The 22549-nt window shown below is 56.6% G+C and carries 20 protein-coding genes; 19 read left to right on the top strand and 1 reads right to left on the bottom strand.

Features of this window, described 5'->3' with window-relative positions:
• Positions 1 to 13 precede the first annotated feature (13 nt).
• The 15 genes from GNZ12_RS19715 to GNZ12_RS19650 all read left to right on the top strand — a co-directional run bounded on the left by GNZ12_RS19715 (position 14) and on the right by GNZ12_RS19650 (position 15815).
• A complete protein-coding gene (locus GNZ12_RS19715; protein ID WP_172312737.1) occupies positions 14 to 730 on the top strand; it encodes an amino acid ABC transporter permease in 717 nt (238 codons plus the stop codon).
• Positions 731 to 883: 153 nt separating this feature from the next.
• The gene (locus tag GNZ12_RS19710; RefSeq protein WP_172312735.1) at positions 884 to 1585 is read left to right on the top strand and encodes a GntR family transcriptional regulator; all 702 of its coding nucleotides are present in this window, start codon (positions 884 to 886) and stop codon (positions 1583 to 1585) included.
• A 136-nt stretch (positions 1586 to 1721) separates the two neighbouring features.
• Entirely contained in the window at positions 1722 to 1958 is a 237-nt protein-coding gene (locus GNZ12_RS44465; protein WP_235993816.1) for a hypothetical protein, read from the top strand.
• A gap of 162 nt (positions 1959 to 2120) precedes the next feature.
• Entirely contained in the window at positions 2121 to 3368 is a 1248-nt protein-coding gene (locus GNZ12_RS19705; RefSeq protein ID WP_172312733.1) for a DegT/DnrJ/EryC1/StrS family aminotransferase, read from the top strand.
• Positions 3369 to 3504: 136 nt separating this feature from the next.
• On the top strand, positions 3505 to 4539 hold the full coding sequence (locus tag GNZ12_RS19700; RefSeq protein ID WP_216673284.1) for an NAD(P)-dependent oxidoreductase: 1035 nt from the start codon (positions 3505 to 3507) through the stop codon (positions 4537 to 4539).
• Positions 4540 to 4651: 112 nt separating this feature from the next.
• Positions 4652 to 6199, top strand: coding sequence for a UxaA family hydrolase (locus GNZ12_RS19695; protein ID WP_235993815.1), 1548 nt, complete (start codon positions 4652 to 4654; stop codon positions 6197 to 6199).
• A gap of 323 nt (positions 6200 to 6522) precedes the next feature.
• On the top strand, positions 6523 to 7572 hold the full coding sequence (locus GNZ12_RS19690) for an extracellular solute-binding protein (protein WP_172312731.1): 1050 nt from the start codon (positions 6523 to 6525) through the stop codon (positions 7570 to 7572).
• A gap of 19 nt (positions 7573 to 7591) precedes the next feature.
• Entirely contained in the window at positions 7592 to 8668 is a 1077-nt protein-coding gene (locus tag GNZ12_RS19685) for an ABC transporter ATP-binding protein (protein WP_216673283.1), read from the top strand.
• Between the two features lie 35 nt (positions 8669 to 8703).
• Entirely contained in the window at positions 8704 to 9594 is an 891-nt protein-coding gene (locus GNZ12_RS19680) for an ABC transporter permease (RefSeq protein ID WP_172312727.1), read from the top strand.
• Between the two features lie 2 nt (positions 9595 to 9596).
• Positions 9597 to 10394, top strand: coding sequence for an ABC transporter permease (locus GNZ12_RS19675; protein ID WP_172312725.1), 798 nt, complete (start codon positions 9597 to 9599; stop codon positions 10392 to 10394).
• A gap of 307 nt (positions 10395 to 10701) precedes the next feature.
• A complete protein-coding gene (locus GNZ12_RS19670; protein WP_172312723.1) occupies positions 10702 to 11706 on the top strand; it encodes an aldo/keto reductase in 1005 nt (334 codons plus the stop codon).
• A gap of 33 nt (positions 11707 to 11739) precedes the next feature.
• Entirely contained in the window at positions 11740 to 12183 is a 444-nt protein-coding gene (locus tag GNZ12_RS19665; RefSeq protein ID WP_172312721.1) for an RbsD/FucU family protein, read from the top strand.
• A gap of 158 nt (positions 12184 to 12341) precedes the next feature.
• Positions 12342 to 12923 carry a DUF1349 domain-containing protein gene (locus GNZ12_RS19660; RefSeq protein WP_172312719.1) on the top strand — a complete coding sequence of 194 codons (582 nt, stop codon included), beginning with the start codon at positions 12342 to 12344 and terminating at the stop codon, positions 12921 to 12923.
• 47 nt (positions 12924 to 12970) lie between these two features.
• Positions 12971 to 13825, top strand: a complete 855-nt coding sequence (locus GNZ12_RS19655) for an amidohydrolase family protein (RefSeq protein WP_172312717.1) — start codon at positions 12971 to 12973, stop codon at positions 13823 to 13825.
• Between the two features lie 850 nt (positions 13826 to 14675).
• Positions 14676 to 15815, top strand: coding sequence for a porin (locus GNZ12_RS19650; protein WP_172312715.1), 1140 nt, complete (start codon positions 14676 to 14678; stop codon positions 15813 to 15815).
• Positions 15816 to 16165: 350 nt separating this feature from the next.
• Here the strand turns inward: GNZ12_RS19650 and GNZ12_RS19645 are convergent, their stop codons facing one another.
• Positions 16166 to 17155 carry a LysR family transcriptional regulator gene (locus tag GNZ12_RS19645; protein ID WP_172312713.1) on the bottom strand — a complete coding sequence of 330 codons (990 nt, stop codon included), beginning with the start codon at positions 17153 to 17155 and terminating at the stop codon, positions 16166 to 16168.
• Between the two features lie 164 nt (positions 17156 to 17319).
• Between GNZ12_RS19645 and GNZ12_RS19640 the strand changes: the two genes are divergently transcribed.
• The 4 genes from GNZ12_RS19640 to xylB all read left to right on the top strand — a co-directional run bounded on the left by GNZ12_RS19640 (position 17320) and on the right by xylB (position 22494).
• Entirely contained in the window at positions 17320 to 18621 is a 1302-nt protein-coding gene (locus GNZ12_RS19640; RefSeq protein WP_172312711.1) for an aspartate aminotransferase family protein, read from the top strand.
• Positions 18618 to 20126, top strand: a complete 1509-nt coding sequence (locus GNZ12_RS19635) for an APC family permease (protein ID WP_172312709.1) — start codon at positions 18618 to 18620, stop codon at positions 20124 to 20126. Before GNZ12_RS19640 ends, GNZ12_RS19635 begins: the two co-directional genes overlap by 4 nt.
• A gap of 335 nt (positions 20127 to 20461) precedes the next feature.
• Entirely contained in the window at positions 20462 to 20983 is a 522-nt protein-coding gene (locus tag GNZ12_RS19630) for a hypothetical protein (protein WP_172312707.1), read from the top strand.
• A 44-nt stretch (positions 20984 to 21027) separates the two neighbouring features.
• Positions 21028 to 22494, top strand: a complete 1467-nt coding sequence (gene xylB / locus GNZ12_RS19625; RefSeq protein WP_172312705.1) for a xylulokinase — start codon at positions 21028 to 21030, stop codon at positions 22492 to 22494.
• The last annotated feature ends 55 nt before the right edge of the window (positions 22495 to 22549 follow it).

Genomic DNA, 22549 nt, shown 5'->3' with positions numbered 1-22549 from the left:
AGTCGAGAATATGATGCTGGGACTTACGCTTGATCAGTATGTGTACCTGCTTCGCGGAACCGGGTGGACGCTTGTATTGTCTGCCATAGGCTTTGTCCTGGGGGCGATGGTCGGTTTCCCTCTTGCGCTTGCGCGGATTTCCAGAAATCGCCTGGTGTCCCGACTCGCTGCGACGTTGATCCAGATCAAGCAGGGGATTCCACTGCCCGTATTGATGTTTCTGGTGTACTTTGGTCTGGGTCTTGGCGGTTTCGAAGTCCCTGCCCTGGTTGCTGCCGGGTTCGCGCTGTCAATTTACGCGGGCGCTTATCTCGGCGAAATCTGGCGAGGCTGTATTGCGGCGGTGCCACGGGAGCAATGGGAGGCGGCTGAGTGTCTCGCGCTCACCAAAAGCCAGAGACTTTTCTACGTAATCCTTCCGCAGTCTGTTCGTCTTGCCATCCCGCCGACGGTGGGCTTTCTGGTTCAGATCGTGAAGGACACTTCAAATGCCGTCGTGATTGGTTTCTTTGACCTGACTTATTCTGCGAAGGTCCTGAACAACTCTACGTTCAAGCCGTTCTTCATCTTTACCCTGGTAGCGCTGATCTACTTCGCGATGTGCTATCCGTTGACGCTCATTGCTGGGGCGGCCGAGGCGAGACTCGCGAACCGGCGGGCCGGCCCGTTGAGACGCAAGGGTCTACTTCGGTTTTGGATGGGATCAGCGATTCACGACGGGGCCAGATAGCCGCTTGTGTCATCAGCCCGCGCGGCCCGAGATCCAAATAGTAAAAGGGTAAACCCTCATTATATTCATAGATTGTATACGGTACTCTTTTGATCATGCGCTTGGACTTTGTCCATGGGGCGCCCATCAGGCAATGACAGAACGAGCAGGCACATGACGATTCTTGACGAAAAGGCAGCGACACCGGAACGCAGCGCGACGCTGACCGATCAGGTCGTTGATGCACTCCTGCGTGGCGCCATCGAGAGGCGCATCCCGTTCGGAGCGCGGCTGGTCGAGGCTGAGATTGCAAAGGAGCTGAGTGTGAGTCGTGTGCCAGTGCGCGAGGCGCTGCGTCTTTTGTGCAGTCAGGGGCTGGTCGAGAACGAGCCGTACAAGGGAATGTGCCTGATGACGGTGGACGATCGCATGCTGGAGGAGACGCTGACAGTGCGTCACCATCTGGAGGCGCTTGCCGTCACGCTCGCCGTCAGGAATCTGAGAGCGGGGCGCAAGAATATGCTCGGGCTGCTCGATGCGCTGGATGTCATGCGCCGGGCGCACGAGTCGGGTTCGGCATCGGACATGGCGGCGAGCGACGTCGGCTTTCACCGGGCGATTCTGAACATGGCCGACAGCCAAACGTTGCTGTTTGTCTGGGAGACGCTGGCCAGGAAGTTCCAGGTGATCGTGGGGATCGCGTGGTACGCGAATGATCAGGACCGTATCTACAAGCAGCACGTCAGGCTGACCGAACTGTTCAAGAAGAAGGACCTGGACGCGATCCTCGAATTCCTTGAGCCGCACATCATGGAAGGCGTTGAGCTAGGCCCGACGGGGAAGTCGAAGACGTTGTTCGAGAAGGCGGCAGGCTAGACATCATGTATGGACCTGCCGCACCTCAAGGTTCGCGTCACGCGAGAAAACGGACTCCCTGAGGCGGAAGCGGTGCAAGGGCGAATGCAACAGCGCTGGTGCCGAATCAACGGGATTGGCATTGAAGGAGGCGAAGATGAATATCGCAGAAAGGTCATTGCGTCTGCTGGTCGAGAAGTGGCTTGTGCCAACCCCTGCGACACCGGTTCGGGTAACCCAATTCAGTCGCACGCGCTCGAATCAGAGACGCTATGTACGTGTCGAGGTACTGCGACCTGCAGGCTCGGTTGGAATCTTCTTTTTCCGGCACGACGACGGTACATGGTGCGTGTTCCCGCCTGAGACCGAACGCTTAGCGATGCGCGCTTACTAGAGCGCGGTGTAATGGGCTACCCGGTAGCGGTGAATAGACAAAATGCAGAAAACGGATAATTCAACGAATTTCGAATTCGCCACACTAGAGGCCCGCCGCCTCCTTAGGGGCGTGGCGGGCCAGTTTGTCAAATTTTAACAACATTGCAGATTAGGAGTGCAAATGAAAGAATTGGCGCTTAATGGCGGACCGAAGGCCATTGCCGGTGCTCTTCCGACTTTCCGCAACGCGTCGGGGCGTTCCCTGGGCGCGGAGGAGATCGAACAGCTCACGGAAGTAATTAACTCCGGTTCGCTGTCGTTCCTGTCGGGCGAAAAGACCAAGGAGTTCGAACGTAACTTCGCGGAACTGTTCGGCGCGAAGCAGGCGGTCTCGGTGAGCAGCGGCACAGCGGCGCTACATACCGCGGTGACGTACCTGAATCCGGAGCCGGGCGACGAAATCATTGTCACCCCGATCACGGATATGGGCTCCATCATTCCGGTCCTCGCCCAGTTGGCCATACCGGTGTTCGTCGACGTGGATCCGGAGACCCAGAACATGGACCCGGCGAAGCTCGAGGCGGCGATCACTCCGCGCACGAAAGCGATCATCGTGACGCATATTTATGGCAATCCCGCAGACATGGACGCGATCATGGCGGTTGCCAAAAGGCACAACCTGTTTGTGATCGAGGACTGCGCGCAGGCCCACCTGGCGACGTACAAGGGCCACCTTTGCGGCACGCTCGGTCACCTGGGCTGCTTCAGCTTCCAGCAGTCGAAGCACATGACGACAGGCGATGGCGGGATGGTGATCGCAAACGAAGACGAGCGTTTCGGCCGCGAACTGCGCCAGTGTTCCGACAAGGGCTGGCCACGCTCGAAGGGCGGCCGCGATCACCAGTTCCTCGCGCCGAATTATCACATGACCGAGCTGCAGGCGGCAGTGGGCATCGCGCAGCTCCGCAAGCTCGAAGGGATGGTCGAGGCACGTCGCCAGTCCGCGTTCTACCTGAGTGAGTTGCTCACGGGCAGCGGTGCGAATCCCACGAAGATCCTGCCCGACACGAAGGGTACGTTTTTCTTCTACACGTTCCGCGTGGACCCCTCGAAGCTGACGGTCCCCACGTCGGACTTCGTGAAGGCGCTGGTTGCCGAAGGCATCGATTGCTTCCTGGGCTATCCGGGCCGGATTCCGATCTACCGGTACCCGGTGGTCAAAGATGCGCTGACGTTTGGAACATCCGGTTTTCCGTTCACGCTGCCGAACGCACGCAAAGGCGAAGACTACAGTCAGCCGATCTGTCCGGTTGCGGAGAAGGCGTGCGTAGAGACCGTCTGCATCTGGTGGAACGAGCGCTTTGGACGTGAGCACGTGGAACAGATCGGTAGCGCCATCCGTAAGGTCATGGATGCGTACCGGGCCTGACCGTCGCCGACGATGTCCGCGTTAAGCGAGCAGATCACCTGTGGGCTAGCTGTTGCAAACGAACATCACCTTCATGCCTGGACCGGTTGTTGAAACGGGGCGCCGACACAACCACGTGCTTTGAGGCGATGAGCAGTTGCTGGTCGCAGTTTTTGTGCCGCCAAATCCAGTGCGGCGTGCAAAAGAGAATTCACTGAGCGAAAGAAGGCAGCAGTTTATGGAACAGATCAACACTCGCGGAAAAATCTCCCCCCGTGTGGGGATGATTGGCCTTGGCATGATGGGTGGCGCCATTGCCCGAAATATCCTGAAGCGTGGCTTCACCCTGTCGGTGGTCGGGCATCGCAGCCGCAACACGATCGAAGGTCTGGTCGCGCAGGGCGCGTATGAAGTGGACACTGGCAGTGAACTGGCTCGCAACTCCGACGTGGTGTTGATCTGTGTGACGGGGACCCATCAGGTGCGCGACATCCTTTGGGGCGCCAACGGTGTGCTGGAAGGAGCCCATGCGGGGCTGGTCGTGGTTGATGCGAGCACGAGTGACCCTATCCTCGCGGACGAGGCGATCGCCGAACTCCTGCCAAAAGGCGCGCAGTTCCTCGATGCGCCAGTTAACCGTACGCCCAAAGAGGCAGAAGAGGGCCGGCTCAACGTCCTGGTCGGAGGCGATGCATGCGCGCTTGCCATTGTCCGACCAGTCATGGAGGCCTATTCGGAGACCATCCACCACCTCGGCCCAGGCGGTTCCGGATACAAGGCCAAGCTGATTCACAACTTCATCGCACAGGCGAACGCCACCGTGCTGGCTGAGGCAATGTGCACGGCTGCCAAGGTCGGACTCGATCTGAACGAATTTGTGAGGCTTTGCCGGCTGAGCGGCGCGCACAGCAGGACCTTCGACCGGATTGTGCCTTTCATTGTTACAGGCGACGACTCGGGACAGCGGTTCGCGTTGCGCAATGCCGCCAAGGACATGTGGTCGTACTCGCAACTCGCCGCGACAGCACAGACCACAGCCGTGGTCGCGGAAGCCGTACGTCAGACGTATGTACTGGCCACCAACCTCGGCTACGGCGACAAGCATGTGCCGCATCTTTTTGACGCGCTTGGGCATATCAACGGGGTTAGTGTCCGTGCGCCGCAAGCAGCCGCGCAGCAGTTTAGCGACTGATCAGTCGTGCAAAAGCGGGCGGGTGGCCCGGGAAACCTGGCGGTCCGCCTGGCAGTAACGCTGGATGGCGTCGGCGAACAGGCCGCCGATGATGACGTGCAAGGACAGAATCATGCAAACAAATTACGCCGCTGATGGCGCCGTGGTCATCCGGTTGAACAAGGATGACGACGTCGTCATCGCGCGGACACAGCTGGTCGGCGGAACGGTTATCCAGTCCGAAGGCATCACGGTTTCCGGATTGATTCCGCCAGGCCACAAGGTCGCCACGCACGCGATTGAATCCGGCCAACCGGTTCGGCGTTACGGGCAGATCATCGGCTTTGCCAGCCGGCCGATAGCCCAGGGTGAGCACGTGCACGTCCACAACCTCGCTATGGGCGATTTCACGCGGGACTATGCCTTTTGTGCCGAGGTGCGACCGACCAGGAAGGCCGAGCTCCCAGCCATGTTCCAGGGCATCGTACGACCCGACGGTAGGGTAGCAACTCGTAACTACATCGGCATATTGACCTCCGTAAACTGTTCGGCCACCGTTGCGCGAGCCATTGCTGAGCATTTTCGCAGAGACATTTATCCCGAGGCCCTTGCGCCCTATCCGAACGTCGACGGTGTCGTTGCACTGACGCACGGTATCGGCTGCGCGGTCGATCCCGAGGGCGAAGGGCTCACGATGCTGCAACGAACCATCGCCGGCTACGCCACCCACCCTAATTTCGCCGGCGTTCTGATTATCGGACTCGGATGTGAAACCAACCAGATCGGCAAGGTGCTCGAAACGCAGCGCCTTGAAGAAAGCGACGCCCTCCGGACGTTCACCATTCAGGACAGCGGGGGCACGCGAAAGACCATCGCGCGCGGTATCGAACTGGTCGAGGCCATGCTCGCGCGAGCCAACGAGGCAAAGCGCGACCCCGTGCCCGCAAGCAACCTGCTCGTGGGTCTGCAATGCGGTGGCTCTGACGGATATTCGGGAATTTCCGCGAATCCTGCTCTCGGCGCAGCGGTGGACAGGCTGATCAGCCATGGCGGCACAGCGATCCTCTCGGAGACGCCCGAGATTTATGGCGCCGAGCATTTGCTCACGCGTCGCGCTGTGACGCGTGAGGTCGGCATGAAACTCGTGGACCGGATCCGATGGTGGGAAGATTACTGCGCCCGCAACCGCGCGACGTTGAACAACAATCCGTCCACGGGCAATAAGGCGGGTGGCCTGACGACGGTGCTGGAAAAGTCCCTCGGTGGAATTGCGAAGGCTGGAAACTCGAATCTCATTGAGGTGTATGAGTATGCCGAGCGTGTCAAGGCTAAGGGTCTCGTGTTCATGGATACGCCCGGCTATGACCCGATTTCTGCAACGGGGCAGGTCGCTGGCGGTGCAAATGTTATCTGCTTTACGACAGGGCGTGGTTCTGCCTATGGCTGTGCACCCACTCCGTCGTTAAAGATCGCGACTAACGACGCGCTGTGGGATCGGCAGCGAGAAGACATGGATATTAATTGCGGATCGATCATAAGTGGACGTGACTCTATAGATGAAATGGGGGAACGGATTTTCCGGTTGATGCTCGACGTCGCTTCCGGCGTGAGGACCAGGAGTGAGGTCCATGGGTACGGTCAGAACGAATTTGTTCCCTGGCAGATCGGACCGATAACCTGACTTGTAATTGCGTCACTCCTTGGCTGGGTTAAAGCAACCTGGCGCTTGCTCGCTTATGGGTAACAAACAGACAGGCTAGGCATTTGTGAATATATGTAGGTATGCGAAATAATTTGCTTGATCTGTAAAAATTGGTGAAGCATTATTTCAAATAGGTCGACAGAACTATTTTCTCAGAAAGCGTTTTTATGCAGAATCTGCAAAGGTATTTGCTGGCGCGATTCTGTTAAGCAGAGAGAAGCCAATGTTGTCCGGATTGTTGGTCGGGTATGAAAATATTTGCAATTGACATTAACGAATTCTGACATCGGGAGATTACGAACATGGATAGGCGTAAATTTTTATCATCGAGTGCGGGCATCGCACTTGCGGCAACTGCGGGGATGGCATCGGGAATCGGTTCGGCGCGAGCGGCTACCAAAGAGCTTCGTCTTCTGACGTGGGAAGGCTACGCAGACCAGGTTTGGGTGAGTGAATTTGAAAAGGCGCACAACGTCAGCGTGAAGGTGAGCTACACCGGAAGTGTTGACGAAATCTTTGCCAAGATGCTGGCAACCAAGGGTGGCGACTACGATGTGATCGCTATTGAGACGTCGTCATATAAGCGCCTCGTGCAGCAGAAGCTGCTGCAACCGTTGAATCTCGGCCTGCTGCCCAATCGCATGAATCTCAGTCCCGCATTTACCGGCGTCCAGTCGATTGTCTTCAATGGCGGAACCTATGCAGCGCCTTTCGCATGGGGTTCCATCCCGCTGATTTATGATCGCAAGGTTTTTTCTAAAGCGCCGACAAGCTGGTCGGTCTTCTGGGACAAGAAATATGCCGGACGGATGATCGCGATGGATGACGCGACCAATGCGATTGTCACAACAGCGCTGCTATTGCACGTAAAGGACCCGTTCAATATGACTGCTGCTGATTTCTCTGCGGTCAAGGAGAAACTGCTCGAGCAGAAAAAGAACGTTCTCACCTATTACGCAGGCTTTGACGATGGCGTATCGATCATGGCCCAAGGTGGGGTGGACTTCATGATGTCGATGGGTGAACCCCAGGTGCAGATGCTGCAGAAGAAAGGCGTCGATGCGGCGCTTTGTATTCCGAACGAAGGTGCAATCGGCTGGATCGATTGTTGGACCGTCAGCGCTGGAGCGCGAGATACAAATCTCGCTCACGCGTGGATAAATTTCATGATGGACAAACGGATTGGGCGTTACATCAGCGAAAAGACGGGCTATGGGAATACCACTGACATCGCGGCAAACGAGAAAATCGGTCTCACATACGCCGATCGCCTTGTGTTCCTGCAGGCGCCCGAAGATCAGGGAAAGCGTATCAACTTGTGGAACGAGATCAAGGCAACGCCAGTTACCTGAATCTTGTCTGGAGATGAACATGACACACGCGAGTCTGAAGCTGATCGGCGTCAGCAAGAAATACAACAATGTTCAGGTACTTCAACCCGTTGACCTGGCATTTGAGGATGGCGAATTCATCACGATTCTCGGGCCGTCCGGCTCCGGAAAGACGACGATTCTCAGGATGATCGGTGGTTTTACCGCGCCATCGAGTGGATCGATCGTGTTCCAGGGGCAGGATATAAGTCAGTTGCCCGCCTTCCGAAGGCCGTTTAACACGGTGTTTCAGGACTATGCACTGTTCCCGCACATGCGTGTCGCACAGAACGTAGGTTACGGGCTGCGCGTGCGTGGCGTGGGAAAAACTGAAACTGGGCGCCGGGTTGCCGAAGTCCTGGCGATTGTTGGACTTGGCGACAAGGGCCACCGCTTTCCTAGCGAGTTGAGTGGTGGGCAAAGGCAACGTGTGGCACTCGCAAGGGCTATCGTTTGTGAGCCGAAAGTCGTACTTCTCGATGAACCGCTCGCTGCACTCGACGCCGAGCTGAGGCGATCGATGCAGGACTTCCTGAAGGACCTTCAGCGTCGAATCAAGACGACATTCGTCTTCATCACGCATGACCAGCACGAGGCTATCTCGATGGCCGATCGCATCGTTGTGATGAATCATGGTCGGGTGGAGCAAATCGGCACGCCGCGGGAAATTTATCATCGCCCGAACAGCGAATTTGTCGCTCGTTTCTTTGGGGATAACAACCTTATTCCAGGAACGGTGGACAGCAGGAGTGACGGGCAGCTCGTCGTTGAGAGTCCGTTGGGGCGTATCTCTGTTCCCGACAGGTTGTTAATTTCGACTGGTTCCAAGGTAACGCTCGCTGTGCGGCCGGAGCACATCAGGCTAAGGCCGGGTCAGTCGGAGCGTGAGTATTCAGTTCCGACTGAGATTCGATCGGTGAATTTCTTCGGAGCCACGTCGCAGGTGGCACTTACCATCCCGCAGGGAGGTGATTTCTCGATTCGTGCAAGTCTGCCCACCGTGGAATGCGCGACCCTGGCCGTCGGCGGCCGTCTCTCTATGGCAATTTCGCCCGACGACATTACTCTGTTGCACTGAAGAATATGGGTACCAAACCTCCTATGTCTCCGGCTATGGAAGCCATGACCGTTGCGAAAGTTAACTCTCCAGTCCAGCGCGACAGGATGACCGCAAGCGGCCTCATTGCGAAGCTTGCTGTCTATGGGATCCCGACTGTGGTGATTCTCTGTCCGATGGTGCTGTTTCTGGTATCGAGCTTCTGGTCCATTCGTGACGGTAACCTGAGTCGCGAATGGACTTTGGAAAATTATCAGAAATTCCTCAATGACGTTAGCTACTGGGGGGTCTATTTCGAAACCATAAAACTCGCTGGTTTTGTCGCGATTTTCGGTCTTGTCGGTGGCTATGTCGTTGCCTATCTCATATGGAGGCAACACGGGAAGCTTCGCTACATCCTGCTTCTGTTCAGTGTAATTCCGCTCTCGATGAACTACATCGTAAAGATATTCGCGATGCGGAGCATCCTCGGCTTCAACGGAATATTAAATGGTGCATTGATATGGGCGGGAATTATAGATGCGCCGAGTAAGATTTTTGTATTCAACCAGACTGCAGTTTTGATATCGATGTCCGTTATTTATCTGCCATTCGCCATACTGCCGATCTTTCTTTCCCTGGAGAGAATTCCTCCGAGTTTGCTGGAGGCTTCGGCGGACCTGGGTGCGTCGTCGGGCCAAACGTTCTGGCGTGTGGTGTTCCCAATGGGTCTTCCCGGATCCATTGTAGGTGGGCTCTTTGTCATGGTTTTGGCACTTGGGGATTTTCTCACGCCGCAAATGGTTGGCGGCAGCCAGGGGTTTACTTTCGGCAGGGCGATCTGGAGTCAATTTGGCATGGCGTTCGATTGGCCCTTCGGTGCTGCTCTTGCGGTCATGCTTCTGTTTGCGATCGCCGTCATTCTTTCTTTGGCCCGAGTCGTCACGCGATCGGGAAGGGTGTCCTGACAATGAAAGAGCGCATAGTTATCGCCGCCTTGTGGATTTTTGCCGGATTGGTATTTGGCCTACTGTATGGGCCCGCCGTACTGGTAGTGGTTTTCTCATTTTTCGACAGACGGGGTGGTGCGACCGACTGGAGAAGCTTTTCATTCAATCATTACGTCAGCCTTGCTCACGACGATACCATTCTGGGCGCATTAGGCAACACCATTGAAGTCGCATCCGCTTCGGTTTTGATAGCAACAATATTGGCGGTCGGATTGGCTTACTACATGCGACTCGATCAGCGTCGCGGACGCAGTTACGTTGAGTTCGTCATTTTCTTGCCATTTGTGTTGCCCGCGATCATTACTGGCATCTCTCTATTGACGGCGTTCCGTCAGCTTGGGGTCGATCGGGGATTGGTGACTGTTGCGATCGGACACATCGTGATCGTAATCGGGATCATCTACCGTATGGTGATGGTGAGACTGGAAGCACTGGAAACGTCGCAGATCGAAGCGTCAGCCGATCTTGGTGCGACGCATCTCCAGACATTCAGGTTGGTCGTGGTTCCCCAGTTGGGGTCGGCTATGGTGACGGGCGCATTGCTGGCCTTCACAATCAGTTTTGATGAGACGCTTGTGACGTTTTTTCTTGTCGGTGACGAACCGACGCTGCCCCTGCGTCTATGGGCGATGATGAGAGTCGGGTTTTCCCCGGAGATCAACGCACTTGTTACGCTGGTTTTATTTGGAACGATGAGCCTCGCCGTTTTGGGTGCGTTCTCCTTACGGCGAAGTGTTGTGAAGCAGAGAGCTGTGTGAGCGCCAGGCTGCCCGACTCTCCTGGTGGGCTTAACTCCGCAGCGTTCGTAAGACGCTGGTGTTTCATTGCCAGAAAAGAGCGGTTTGTCTGGGCTTAAGTAATGATCGGTTTCCAATAGTACATATTGAATGACTGATAGGACTGCATGAACACGTGGGGATATGCGGAGCCGTCCACAAGGTTGCGTGGCAAGTCAGCCTGCTCGCAGGCATGTCTGCATGCAGAACGTGGCAATTGTGGTTGGGACGGTCCGCGCATGTCATCGACGTGCAAGCCATTTCGTTTTAACAATCCTGGAGGACAGGCATGGAATACGGGAAACATTGTCTGGGCAGCACTTCTTGTGCGGTCACGGAACTGGGCTTGGGGACCGCGCCGCTGGGTGGTCTCTACGCGCCGGTTAATGATGAGAACGCGTTGGCTACGCTCGAAGCGGCATGGTCGCAAGGCATACGCTTCTTCGATACGGCTCCTCAATACGGCAACGGGTCGGCAGAAAGGAGGCTCGGAGCGTTTCTCAAGGCGAAACCGCGTGAAGATTATGTTCTTGCAACAAAGGTTGGACGATTGTTGCGAATCCCGGATCAACCTGTTGGTGAAGATGCCTACTATAAAGGTACTCCACCTGAGCGGCCGGTGTTTGACTTCAGCTACGACGGCATAATGAGGTCATTCGAGGAAAGCCTTACCCGACTGGACGCAGAGCGCGTTGATATCCTGCACATTCATGATCCGGACGACCATTACACGGCCGCGATTGATGGTGCTTACAAAGCGCTTGACAGCTTAAGAGCGCAGGGTGTCGTTAAGGCGGTCGGTGCCGGCATGAACCAGAGTGAAATGCTCACGCGCTTTGCCCGCGACGGTGTCTTTGACTGCTTCCTTCTGGCTGGTCGCTATACGCTGCTTGAACAGGGGGCCTTGCAGGAATTCTTGCCGCTCTGCGAGGAGCGCGGCATTTCAGTTATTGCCGCCGGCGTCTACAACAGCGGCATACTTGCAGACCCGAGAGCCAACGCTAAATTTAACTATGCCGATGCCGATCAAACGCTTATCCAGCGAGCATTGCGCATCGAAGGGATTTGCCTGGAGCACGGCGTTCCGCTGAAGGCTGCTGCGATGCAGTTTGCAGCGGCGCATCCGGCCGTCGCCTCGACACTGACTGGCGCCAGAATGCCACAGGAAATTGAGGAGAATATTGCGATGTACTCTTTTCCAATTCCAGTCGACTTATGGGCAGCGTTGCGTGAAGACGGCGTAATCGTGCCGGCGGCGCCGGTTCCTGGAGAAATCTCCGGGTTGCGGAAGTGAATATCTATTTTGCTTGAATCAGTGGAGACGATCATGCTAATTGGGCTGGATCCTGTTCTCACCCCCGAACTTCTCTCGTATCTCCGCGCCATGGGACATGGCGATGAGATTGTTGTTGCCGATGGAAGTTTTCCCGCTGCGGCCGTTGCAAAAAGACTCGTGCGCCTGGATGGTGTGAATCTGCGACGTTCCTTGCGCGCGATCCTTGCCGTGCTGCCTCTGGACGAATCGGATCCCGATCCAGTCCTTGGGATGGAGGTCATCGGTTCGCCTGATGAGCGCGTTCCGATGCACGCAGAAATTGCCGCCGCTGTGACTGAAAGAGGTGTGAATGCCGAACTGCGGCTACTCGAGCGGCACGCTTTCTATCGCCGAACGGAGCAGGCATTTGCCGTAGTGGCCACTGGCGAGACCGGTTTCTACGGAAATGTCATTTTGCGGAAGGGCACGATCGCTAGGCCGGTCAACATGTCGTGAGCGGCCGCTGCCATTTGCATGCGCTCCACGGAGAACCGTCGTCAACAACCTTCTAACGCCTGGGCGTGGCGAAGTGTTGCTTGCGAGTTCATCGGTCGGTCCACGGCGGTAGGACCTAACTGAGCGACATGCATTATCAAATCTTGAGAGTGTCAAATATGCTAAAGCTTGCTGAGCTTCAATGGCTGAACCAGCCGAAGGCTTTCGAAATTCGTGACGAGGCGTTGCTTGTCAGAACCGATGGAAAGACTGATTTTTGGCGCGAGACGTTCTATGGATTCCGGCGCGACAGCGGACATTTCGCATATAAATCAGTTGAAGGCGATTTCACTGCGGAGGTGGCAATTGATGGCCACTATGAAACGCTTTACGATCAGGCAGGCCTAATGGCGCGCCTTGGTGAAACGCACTGGATCAAGGCGGGCGTTGAGTATTCTGATGGCCAGATGTGCTTCTCGGTGGTAGTCACCAACGATACCTCCGACTGGTCCATGCTGAAAATCCAGACTGCGGCGTCCGGAGTGCGGTTACGCTTGACGCGTCATGGTGAGGCGATTCGTGTCCAGTATTTCGACGCTGAAACTAGCCTATGGCAGCTGGTTCGCCTTGCCTATCTGCCACGTTCACGAGCCATTGACGTTGGGGTGATGTGCTGTTCTCCCGAGCGAGAAGGTTTCAAGGTGGCCTTTCGCGACTTTACGATTGGTCCAGCGATTGCACGGCAACTTCATGATTGTTGAGGTCTGTTGTCCGAGACCATACCAAGAATCGATGGAAAGGAATCAAGGTGCCTAGTTTCCCGATAGTTGACAGCCACGTTCACCTCTATGACGTAGAAAGGTTACGCTACGATTGGCTCGCGACAGTACCCAAGATCAACCGCACAAGCTTGCTCAAACATTTCGATGTTGCTCGGGAAGAGGTCGAAGTCGACAAGATTGTTTTCGCAGAGGTCGCTGTAGCGCCCGGATTCCACCTTCAGGAAGCCAGCTTTATTCAGAGGTTGGCAAACACGGACCCTCGACTCTGCGGCATGGTGGTTCACGCGCCGCTAGAAAAGGGCGCGGACGTCGAGGGAGATCTTGTCGCCTTAATGCAGAATCGGTGTGTTCGTGGTGTAAGACGCTTGATTGAAACTGAGCGTGATCCGTCGTTTTGTTTGGAGCCGGGGTTCATATCGGCGGTTAAGTTGCTGCCGAAATACCAACTCAGTTTTGATATTTGCGTCAAGCACTGGGCCATGGTCTACGCACTAGAACTTGTTCGACGCTGTCCCGAGGTTACGTTCGTGCTCGATCACATTGGGAAGCCGGATATCAAGAACGGGTTGCAAGAACCCTGGAAGCAACAGATTCGAGAATTGGCCCGTATGCCAAATGTGGTGTGCAAAATCTCCGGCGTCATTACCGAGGCTGGCCACTCGGCATGGCGTAAAGATGACGTGAAGCCATACATCGCGCATGTTATTGATCAGTTTGGCTTTGATCGCGTGCTGTATGGGAGCGACTGGACTGTGGCAGAACTGACTCACTCGTATCGGGACTTCGTGGAGATTCTGGACGAAGTCGTGGAGGGGGCATCCGAGTCGGAGAAGCGCAAACTATACCGGGACACGGCAATTCGCGTCTATCGGCTGGATTGATAGAGGCGGTGTTCTGAAATTCAGTCGAACCGTCGAAAGCCTCTGAACGAGGTGGTCACTGGTGCAACCGCCGATACCAGTCTGATGGTGTAGATGCAAGGGGCCGGCATACGTCGCCGTAATTTGCAAGGCCGAGTGGTGCGGTCAGGGCCGTAAGATAACCGGAAAGGAAAATATGTTGAGGCGAGGTTGAGATAAAGAATCAGATGTTATGCATTCCATACTAATACAAAAATCCACGGAGACCGAAAGGCGGCCTCACGAAAACGTTTTCGTGAGGAAGTGATGAGCAAGTGGGCATGCGACGATGTCAAGGTGTGGGGGACCGGGAGTCGGCTGTCACTATCTGTAAAAAAGCGCCGGAGAAGTGAGTGTGTGTCGCGAAGGGAGGAGGCCGTACAGCTTGACGGAGGATTAGCGGTCTCTGACGAACGTCGGTGCCAGGCTGGGTCGATCCAGCAGGAACTATGCATGTGGGCTTCCGGCTGGGCTGCAATCGTTGGGACGGCTTTCCGTGGACCTGTCACGCGGTGGTGCTCAAAATAGGGCGGACTTCGGTTGGCGGCAGTCCGACAGATTCATAGAGTCGCCTGTGCGCAATATCGGGCCATGATTTTTAACCCGCGGACCTGATCCCGCTGTTCGCTGGCGCCGCCGCCAACGACGCGAGGACCTGCGACGGCCTCGTGGTTCGTTGTGGATGAGATTGAAATCGATTTCGCCGGGAGGGCTTGAAAAGGAGTGTGGACCGGCGCTGTGGGAAAGTAAGGAAATCGGACGGCAAGCCATGCCATCGGAATAGATAATTTGCTGATTAATATGTAATCCTACACAATTAAGGTTACGGAAAATGAAAAAACGATTGCTGCATTTACTGACGATTTCTGCTTGCGCGTTGGCGACTCAAGCTCACGCGCAAAGCAGTGTGACGCTATACGGCGTTCTGGACGATGGACTGAACTTTACGACGAACGCTGGAGGTCATCACGCATTCTCGATGGTTAGCGGCGACACTGCGGAAACCAGTTTCGGGCTGAAGGGCACAGAGGACCTGGGCGGCGGACTCAGCGCGATCTTCACACTGGAGAACGGCGTAAATATCAACAGCGGCGCGCTCGACGAAGGGGGGCGCCTTTTCGGCCGCCAGGCGTTTGTTGGCCTGTCGTCGCAAACCCTGGGGACGGTGTCGCTGGGACGGCAGTATGAGGCCATGGTCGACATGTGGAGTCCGTTTACGGCGGCAGGCGGCGCAATTGGCGACTTTGCCGCGCACCCGTTCGACAACGATAATGCTGACTCCGACTACCGCTTCAACAATTCAGTGAAGTTCGTCACGCCCGTGATTGACGGGTTCCAGGCAGAGGCGGTCTACGGCTTCAGCAACGCAACGAACTTCGCGTCGAACCGCGCATACAGTGCGGGCGGCACGTATTCGACTGGCCCGTTCTCTGCGGCACTTGCGTACACCAGGCAGAACGGCGGGGGCACGTCGGCAGGCGGGGCGGTGGGCACGGATGCCGTGTTCGCGGCGGCGTCGCAGCAGAACATCGGCGCGGCCATCAAGTGGACGTTCTCCGACAGCTCCAATGTCGCACTGGCCTATTCGCACACGGATGTGTACGATCCGACCGCCAATGCCTACGTGCCGAACATCGGCACGCAGACGTGGACGTCGTGGAAATTCGACAACATCGAGCTCAACGGGCAATATTTCTTCCATCCGGACCTTTCGGTGATAGGCGCGTATACGTTCACCCATGGCGAACTGAAGGACACCACGGGCAGCGACAGCCCGAACTGGCATCAGGTGTCGCTGATGGTGAACTACAGTCTGAGCAAGCGTACCTCGGTGTACGTTGAAGGTGCGTGGCAGCATACGAACGGCAAGACCGGAACAGGCCTCGATCTGGCGCATATCGTTGGCGCTAACGATCTTTCGTCGACGGGCAACCAGATGGTCTATCGGATCGCACTGGTTCAGCACTTCTAGCGGGACGGTGTGTCTGGGAGATCAATGGGACCGTCGCGACAGTGACGGTTGATCGAATTGTGCTAGATCCGTGGTTCTCGAGCAGCAATTTGAACAGGACAGGATATCGATGCCGCGGACGCTGCTTCGATCTGGGGTCGTGTTTACGACTGCCTATCGTGAATACAATCACGTTACATGCTCGTGATGACGAATGGCCGTCGCTTCATTTGATTGCGTTTGCACGGCCGCCGCCGGACACCGCTTGTTGGAGACTCGAAAACGACTACCTGTACGCCTCATGCTCGGTCGACATCATCCGAGCGTGGATGGGGTTTACCTGAAAGCGTCCGGAAGGACCCGGCGCGGATTCATCTACCGGCGCGCGGCGCGATTCGTAATGAAGGGCTGCGCCTGGAGGAATCTTGTGCCGGCTGAGGAGAATCAGTCGAGCCTGCCGGTCGATCTCTTTGCCCTGACTCGGCGACGGCGACAGCCATGTCCGCAAAGTTCTTCGCAGCGATCGTCGCTGGTTCAGGGAGGGCGACCGCGATCCGGCACGGTGGCATGTCACGGATAACCGGGAACGACACACCTCGCCGGGCATAAAACAATGCTGTTGATAGTGCAGTGATACTGATACCGCGTCCCGATGCAACTGCTTGCAATTCGCTCTCGACAGTGGCAGCTTCATGCACTACCTTTGCGGCGCGGCCGCGCCTGTATTCGTCTGCTATCCAGTAATTGCGCCATACCCCTCGCGAGGGTGCAGCTACGATAGGCTCGTCCAGTAGCTGATAGACGCTCACGCTTTTTGCTTGCGCCAGGGGATGGCCAAGCGGGAGACAGGCGACGCAGGGTTCTTCGAGTAACGTCCTCAGTTCCACGTGATCGGCCGAGATTGGGGGACGAAGCACAGCGACGTCCATCCCGTCATTTATCCCGGCTTCGGGGCTGGAAAAATCAAACTCCTTTACCAGTACTCGTACGTCAGGGTATTTCTCGCTGAAGGCGCGAAGCACTTCAGGCATGAGGTCGACGCCGGTTCCGATGAGAAAGCCGACGTTCAACACGCCACGGACACCAGTCGCATGATCGTGGGCGTTGTCGGCCAGCTTCTGCGCGTGCGCGAGGACCTTGTTCGCGTCCCGAAGCAAATCCTGCCCAGCCTCAGTAAGCCCAACGCTCCTCGTATTCCTGTCAAACAGCACTACACCTAGCGTCCCTTCGAGCTGACGTATGGTCTGGGATAGTGCCGGCTGTGAAATGTGCAGGCGCTGGGCGGCACGGAGGAAATTCAGTTCCGCCGCCACCACTACAAAGGCACGCAGCTGGCGTAGATCAAACCCGAAATGCTGCACGGCGCCTCCGGTCAGTGGTCGTAGTCTTTGAGCTTATGTTGCCACGATTTATAAGAGATTCCAATAAATTCAGCATTATTTCGTCATTCTGGACTGTTCCCGCAAGTCCTAGCATTTGATCGAGGCGCGGTTCTAGCGTCCGTCTACGCAAACAGGAGATAGAGATGAACGGTGGGAAAGACGCATTTGCCACGGAAGTGGGTGGCTTGCAAACCTTGGCGCAATCCTCGGACAAGATCACACTGGTTAAGGCGAGGGGCTCGCTTGTCTGGGATGACAAAGGCCGTGAATACATCGACTGCACGGCGCAGGCATGGTCGAACAATCTGGGCGCCAATGACCCACGTGTAGTGGAAGCGGCTATCGCGCAACTCCGTGATATGACTCATATCCGCCCCAATTTCGAGTCGCTGCCGCGCCGGAAGCTTGTGGCCAAGCTTCAGGAGATCTCACCGGGAAATCTGAACCACGTCGGCTTTGCACTACATGGCAGTCTGGCTGGCGAAATGGCGATGAAGCTGGCCTTCAAGAACCGCCCCGGAGCGCAAAACCTGATCGTCCTCCAGGACGGCTATCATGGCCGTTCCCTGGCAACGCTCGGGGCCAGTTGGCCGCATCCCAACAATCCGTTCCTGCCGATTCAGCCCAGGTTCACGCGTGTCCCGCATCCGTACCCGTACCGCAGCCGGCTTGGTATGGATCCGGAAGTCGAAGTGCAACTGTGCCTCGGTCTCCTGGAAGATACGATCACGAAGGGTGTTGACGGCCCGGTTGCGGCGGTGATGATGGAGCCGATCCAGGGCAATGGTGGCCACATCGAGTTCCCACGTTCGTACTACAAGGGCGTTCGTGAAATCTGCGACCGCCTCGGTGTACTGCTTATCCTTGACGAAGTGCAGACTGGCTTCGGGCGCATGGGCACGATGTGGGCAGCGGAGTACTACGATGTGGTGCCAGACATCATTGTCTTCGGCAAGGGTATCGGCGGTGGGTTCCCCCTGGCGGGTGTTCTTGCCGACGATCGGCTGACGTGGTTCGACGAAGGTGAGGAGGCTTTGACGTTCGGGAATTTCCCGGTCTCGTTGGCAGCGGGTCTCGCAACGATTGAAGCTATCCAGATGGATAACCTTTGCCAGAAAGCAAGGGCGGCGGGCGAATACGCCACCGAACGATTGCTCGAGATGCAGAAGCGCAGAAAACTGATCGGCGACGTGCGCTGTCCGGGTCTGATGGTTTCTATTGAGCTCGTTACCGATCGGGAGAAGAAGACCCCGGCTCAAAAGGAATCGCAGGAGGTCTACCGCCGTGGTGTCGAGCTTGGTGTGCTTTTTGGCGAGAGCCGGTACGCCGGTCTCGGCAACCTGATCAAGGTGAAACCGCCACTTGACATCGAGCGACCGCTGTTATCGCGCGCCCTCGACGTACTTGACGAAGTACTGGGCGCCATCGAGGAGGATTCGAAATGAACTCTACCGCCAAGTCCTGTGGGGAGGGCGTTGGGGCATTGAGCGACGACCAGCAGGCGGCAAGTGACGATGCGGAGCTCGCGTCGCTCGGCTATCAGCAGAAATTGCATCGCACAATGGGGTCCTTCACTTCATTCGCGCTTGCGTTCTCGATGGTTTCGATCAACACGGGCGTCGTCACCCTGTTCTCGGATCCATTTACGCGCGTTGGCGGCGTTGGGATCCTCCTGTGGCTCGTTGTCATTCCACTTGTATTCTGCATCGTGATGGTGTACTCGCATCTGGCAGGGCGCATCCCCCTGACCGGTTACGCGTACCAATGGTCAAGCCGGCTTGCCGGAAATCATTTTGGCTGGTTCACTGGCTGGGTCGCCTTCATCTCGTTTGCAGCTGGTACGGCAGCAACCGCTGCAGCCATCGGAAGCGTGTTCGCGCCGGAGATATGGCCGAATCCCACACAGTTGCAAGTTCAGCTGCTGAGCATCGGCGCTACCGTGGTAGTTGGCCTTCTCAACGTCGTTGGGATCAAGATCGCCACGCGCATCAATGACCTGGGGGCATCTATCGAGCTAATTGGGACTGTCATCCTCACGATTGCACTGATTGCCGGCGTGTTCTTCTTCTTTGACCATACGCAAGGATTGGGAATTCTGGTATCAGCGCACCCGACCAGTAAGCAGCCGATTCACTTTGTAACAGTGGCGCTCGCCACACTGTTGCCGGTTTCCGTGCTGCTCGGCTGGGAGGGCGCGGCGGACCTGGCCGAGGAAACGAAGGATCCACGTAAGACGGCTCCCCGCGCAATGATCCGGGCGGTGGTGGTATCGAGTATCCTGGGATTCGTTGTGTTTGCGTTGCTTGGCATTGCGATCCCAGGCTCAGTGGACAATCTCCTGGCTCAACCGGAGAATCCTGTCATCCACATCGTCCGACTCCAATTAGGTAGGCTCGCGGGCAGCTTCATGGTGGTAGTCGCGTTCGCATCGATTCTTGCGTGTTTGATCGCGAACATGGCAGTCGCCACGCGCATGACGTTTGCCCTTTCCCGGGACAGTATGCTTCCCGCGTCGGGGTTCCTTTCGTCGGTCAGTCCGAGGTTCGGGACTCCGGTCGGCGCCATCCTGCTCATCACGGTGATTGCGGTCATCCTGAATCTGGCAAGCGGAGGGTTCGTCACCGCCATCTATTCGATGGTTGGTTTGACCTACTACCTGACCTACTTCCTGACGCTCGTCGCGGCCTACATGGCGCACCGGCGCGGAGATATGCCCTCAGCACCACAGGGCGTCTTCGACCTTGGCAGATGGCTCGTCCCGATGATCGTGCTGGGTGGTGCGTGGACGTTGGTCGTGATTGTTACTCTCACCTTGCCTGACGAGAACCACGACGCAGCCGTCACGACCCTTGTCGCCCTCGCAATCGGCGCTCTCTGGTGGCTCGTCTCTCTGCGGCGCCGCCTGAATCAAGGAACCGCAGGCCCGCGCCAGGGGCGGCATAGTTCCTGAGTTCCGTCAGGATCGTAGCGTAATCGGCAACGGGCGAGGCGGGTGCTTCACGTACTCCAGCCTTGTCCCAACGGAGCCTGCTCAGGGATGTTTGTTCACGAAGCGGGAGCATTAATCTACCGGCCGTAGTTTCGCCCCTTGCCGTCCGGCTACGTTCTGAATCGGGCCATCTCGTTGCGCCCTCGTCAATCCGGAGCATGGCCGACAAGCGCCAACGGCGGAAAGGCACGTTCCCCTGAATATAAAAACCTTCGCGGGGCTGGCCCCCAGAAGGGCCGTCATTAGCGTGAATAGGCCCTGATTCATGCTTCTGCCCGAAGAGGTCGTTGGAAGGTATGACTAAAGAAAAGAAGGCAAAACGTTCCGCTCCCGGCCGTTCAGTTCGCTGGCCGAAGCATATGCTGCTTCCGTTAACAGCGTACCACGTCGACGAGCTTTCCCTTGCCAGCCACCTTGCCCTCGTTACGTGTCGAAGTGAGGAGGCAAATCGTCACATGTTCAATGAACTTATACGCATCACTTACCTGTCCTTTTTCCTATGGGAGACGGGATACGGCGAGGCAGATATCGATGCCTACATTGAAGCTGAGCATGTCCTTGACGAGGCGGTGTTAAAGGCTGAGAGGCGGGGTACCTGGAGGCTGGACGACCAGGAGTCTGAAAAAATCGAGCGTGTCATACGGATTTATGACTTTCAGATTGGCGCGATTACCGGAAAGGTCTTTGCCGAAGCACGACTGCGGTTGGAACACCTTATCCGGGACGGATACGAGCGCTCGCCGGTGGCTGACTTTGTGCGCGAGCGATTGTATTCCACGCATGCAGTGAACGCAGAAAGTCTGGCCAACAACAGCTGAAATGCGCGTAGCTGCGTTGAAGCAAAAACACTGGATATTCAATCATGACCTATCTTGGCATCGACCTCGGTACATCGGAAGTCAAGGCAGTCCTGACCGACGATGATTCGACGGTATTAGGCAGTAGTGGTACCCGCATGGATGCTCAGAGTCCACATGCGATGTGGTCGGAACAAAGCCCCGAAGCATGGTGGACAGCGACGGTCACTTCGGTAAACGCACTAAGGGAAAAGTTCGCGGGTGCGTTCAAGGAAGTTAAGGCAATCGGTGTCTCCGGGCAGATGCACGGCGCGACCTTGCTCGACGCTCACGGAAATGTTCTTCGCCCTGCCATTCTCTGGAATGACACGCGTGCCTTTGCCGAATGTGAAGAGCTGGAAGCGAACGAGCCGCGCAGCCGCGTAATCACAGGTAATCTCGCAATGCCGGGATTTACCGCGCCGAAGCTCATGTGGGTCGCCAGGCATGAGCCTGCAGTATTTCGCGCGACAAAAAAGGTATTGTTGCCGAAGGACTATCTGTTGTGGCGGCTATCCGGCGAGTTCGTTTCCGAGATGTCGGATGCATCAGGTACGTTGTGGCTGGACGTGGAAAAGCGTGACTGGTCCGACAGGATGCTTGCTGCCACTGGTCTGACCCGTGATCATATGCCACGCCTTGTCGAAGGAAGCTCAGTTGCGGGACGGCTTCGCGCTGATTTGCGGCAGGAATGGGGTTTCGCAGGAGAAGTAGTTCTGTGTGGCGGAGCTGGTGACAATGCTGCAAGCGCCATCGGTCTGGGAGTTTGCCAGCCAGGTTCAGGCTTCCTGTCCTTGGGTACTTCCGGCGTGCTGTTTGCCGGCACAGATCGTTTTATGCCTAACGCTGAACAAGGCGTACATGCGTTTTGTCACTGTCTCCCGAGGCGTTGGCATCAGATGAGTGTCATCCTTTCGGCCGCGGCGAGCCTCGAATGGCTCTCCAGGGTACTCGGTGTGAGCGTCGCAGAACTGTCACTACGCGCCATGCAATCGATTCCGGCCGCGGCACCGCTTTTCCTGCCGTATCTGAGCGGTGAGCGAACGCCACACAATGATGCCAATGCTCGAGGCGTGTTTTTTGGCCTTACCTCGTCCCACTCGGCCGCCGATCTTGCGTATAGCGTAATGGAGGGAGTCGCGTTTGCGATGGCTGACGGCTACGCCGCTCTACAAAGTGCCGGCTCCCGCCTTGATGCTGTGTCTTTCATTGGAGGCGGATCGCGTAGCGGCTTCTGGGCCGAACTTTGTGCGACGGCCACGGGCATCGTCGTGCGCAGGCATCAGGGGGGAGATCTAGGGGCGGCCATTGGTGCAGCACGACTTGCCAGACTCGCCTCGTCCTCCGAGTCCGTCGACGAAGTTTGCGTGCCTCCACCAACGACCGAGGTATATGAGCCTAACAGGGGGCTGAAGCCCTTGCTTGAGGAGCGCCTATTTCGGTTCAGGAACATCTATGAGCAGTTGAAGAAAGTATTCGCAACGTCGCTCTGAAGGCCGGTATCCGTCCGTATTGGTACGATGGTCGGGCCGGCATGGAGCTTCAAGT

Origin of the sequence: Paraburkholderia solitsugae, from assembly GCF_013177695.1 — a bacterium.
Classification (GTDB): domain Bacteria; phylum Pseudomonadota; class Gammaproteobacteria; order Burkholderiales; family Burkholderiaceae; genus Paraburkholderia; species Paraburkholderia solitsugae.
Note: the sequence above shows the minus strand (reverse complement) of the source record. Positions and strands in the feature narration are given on the sequence as shown.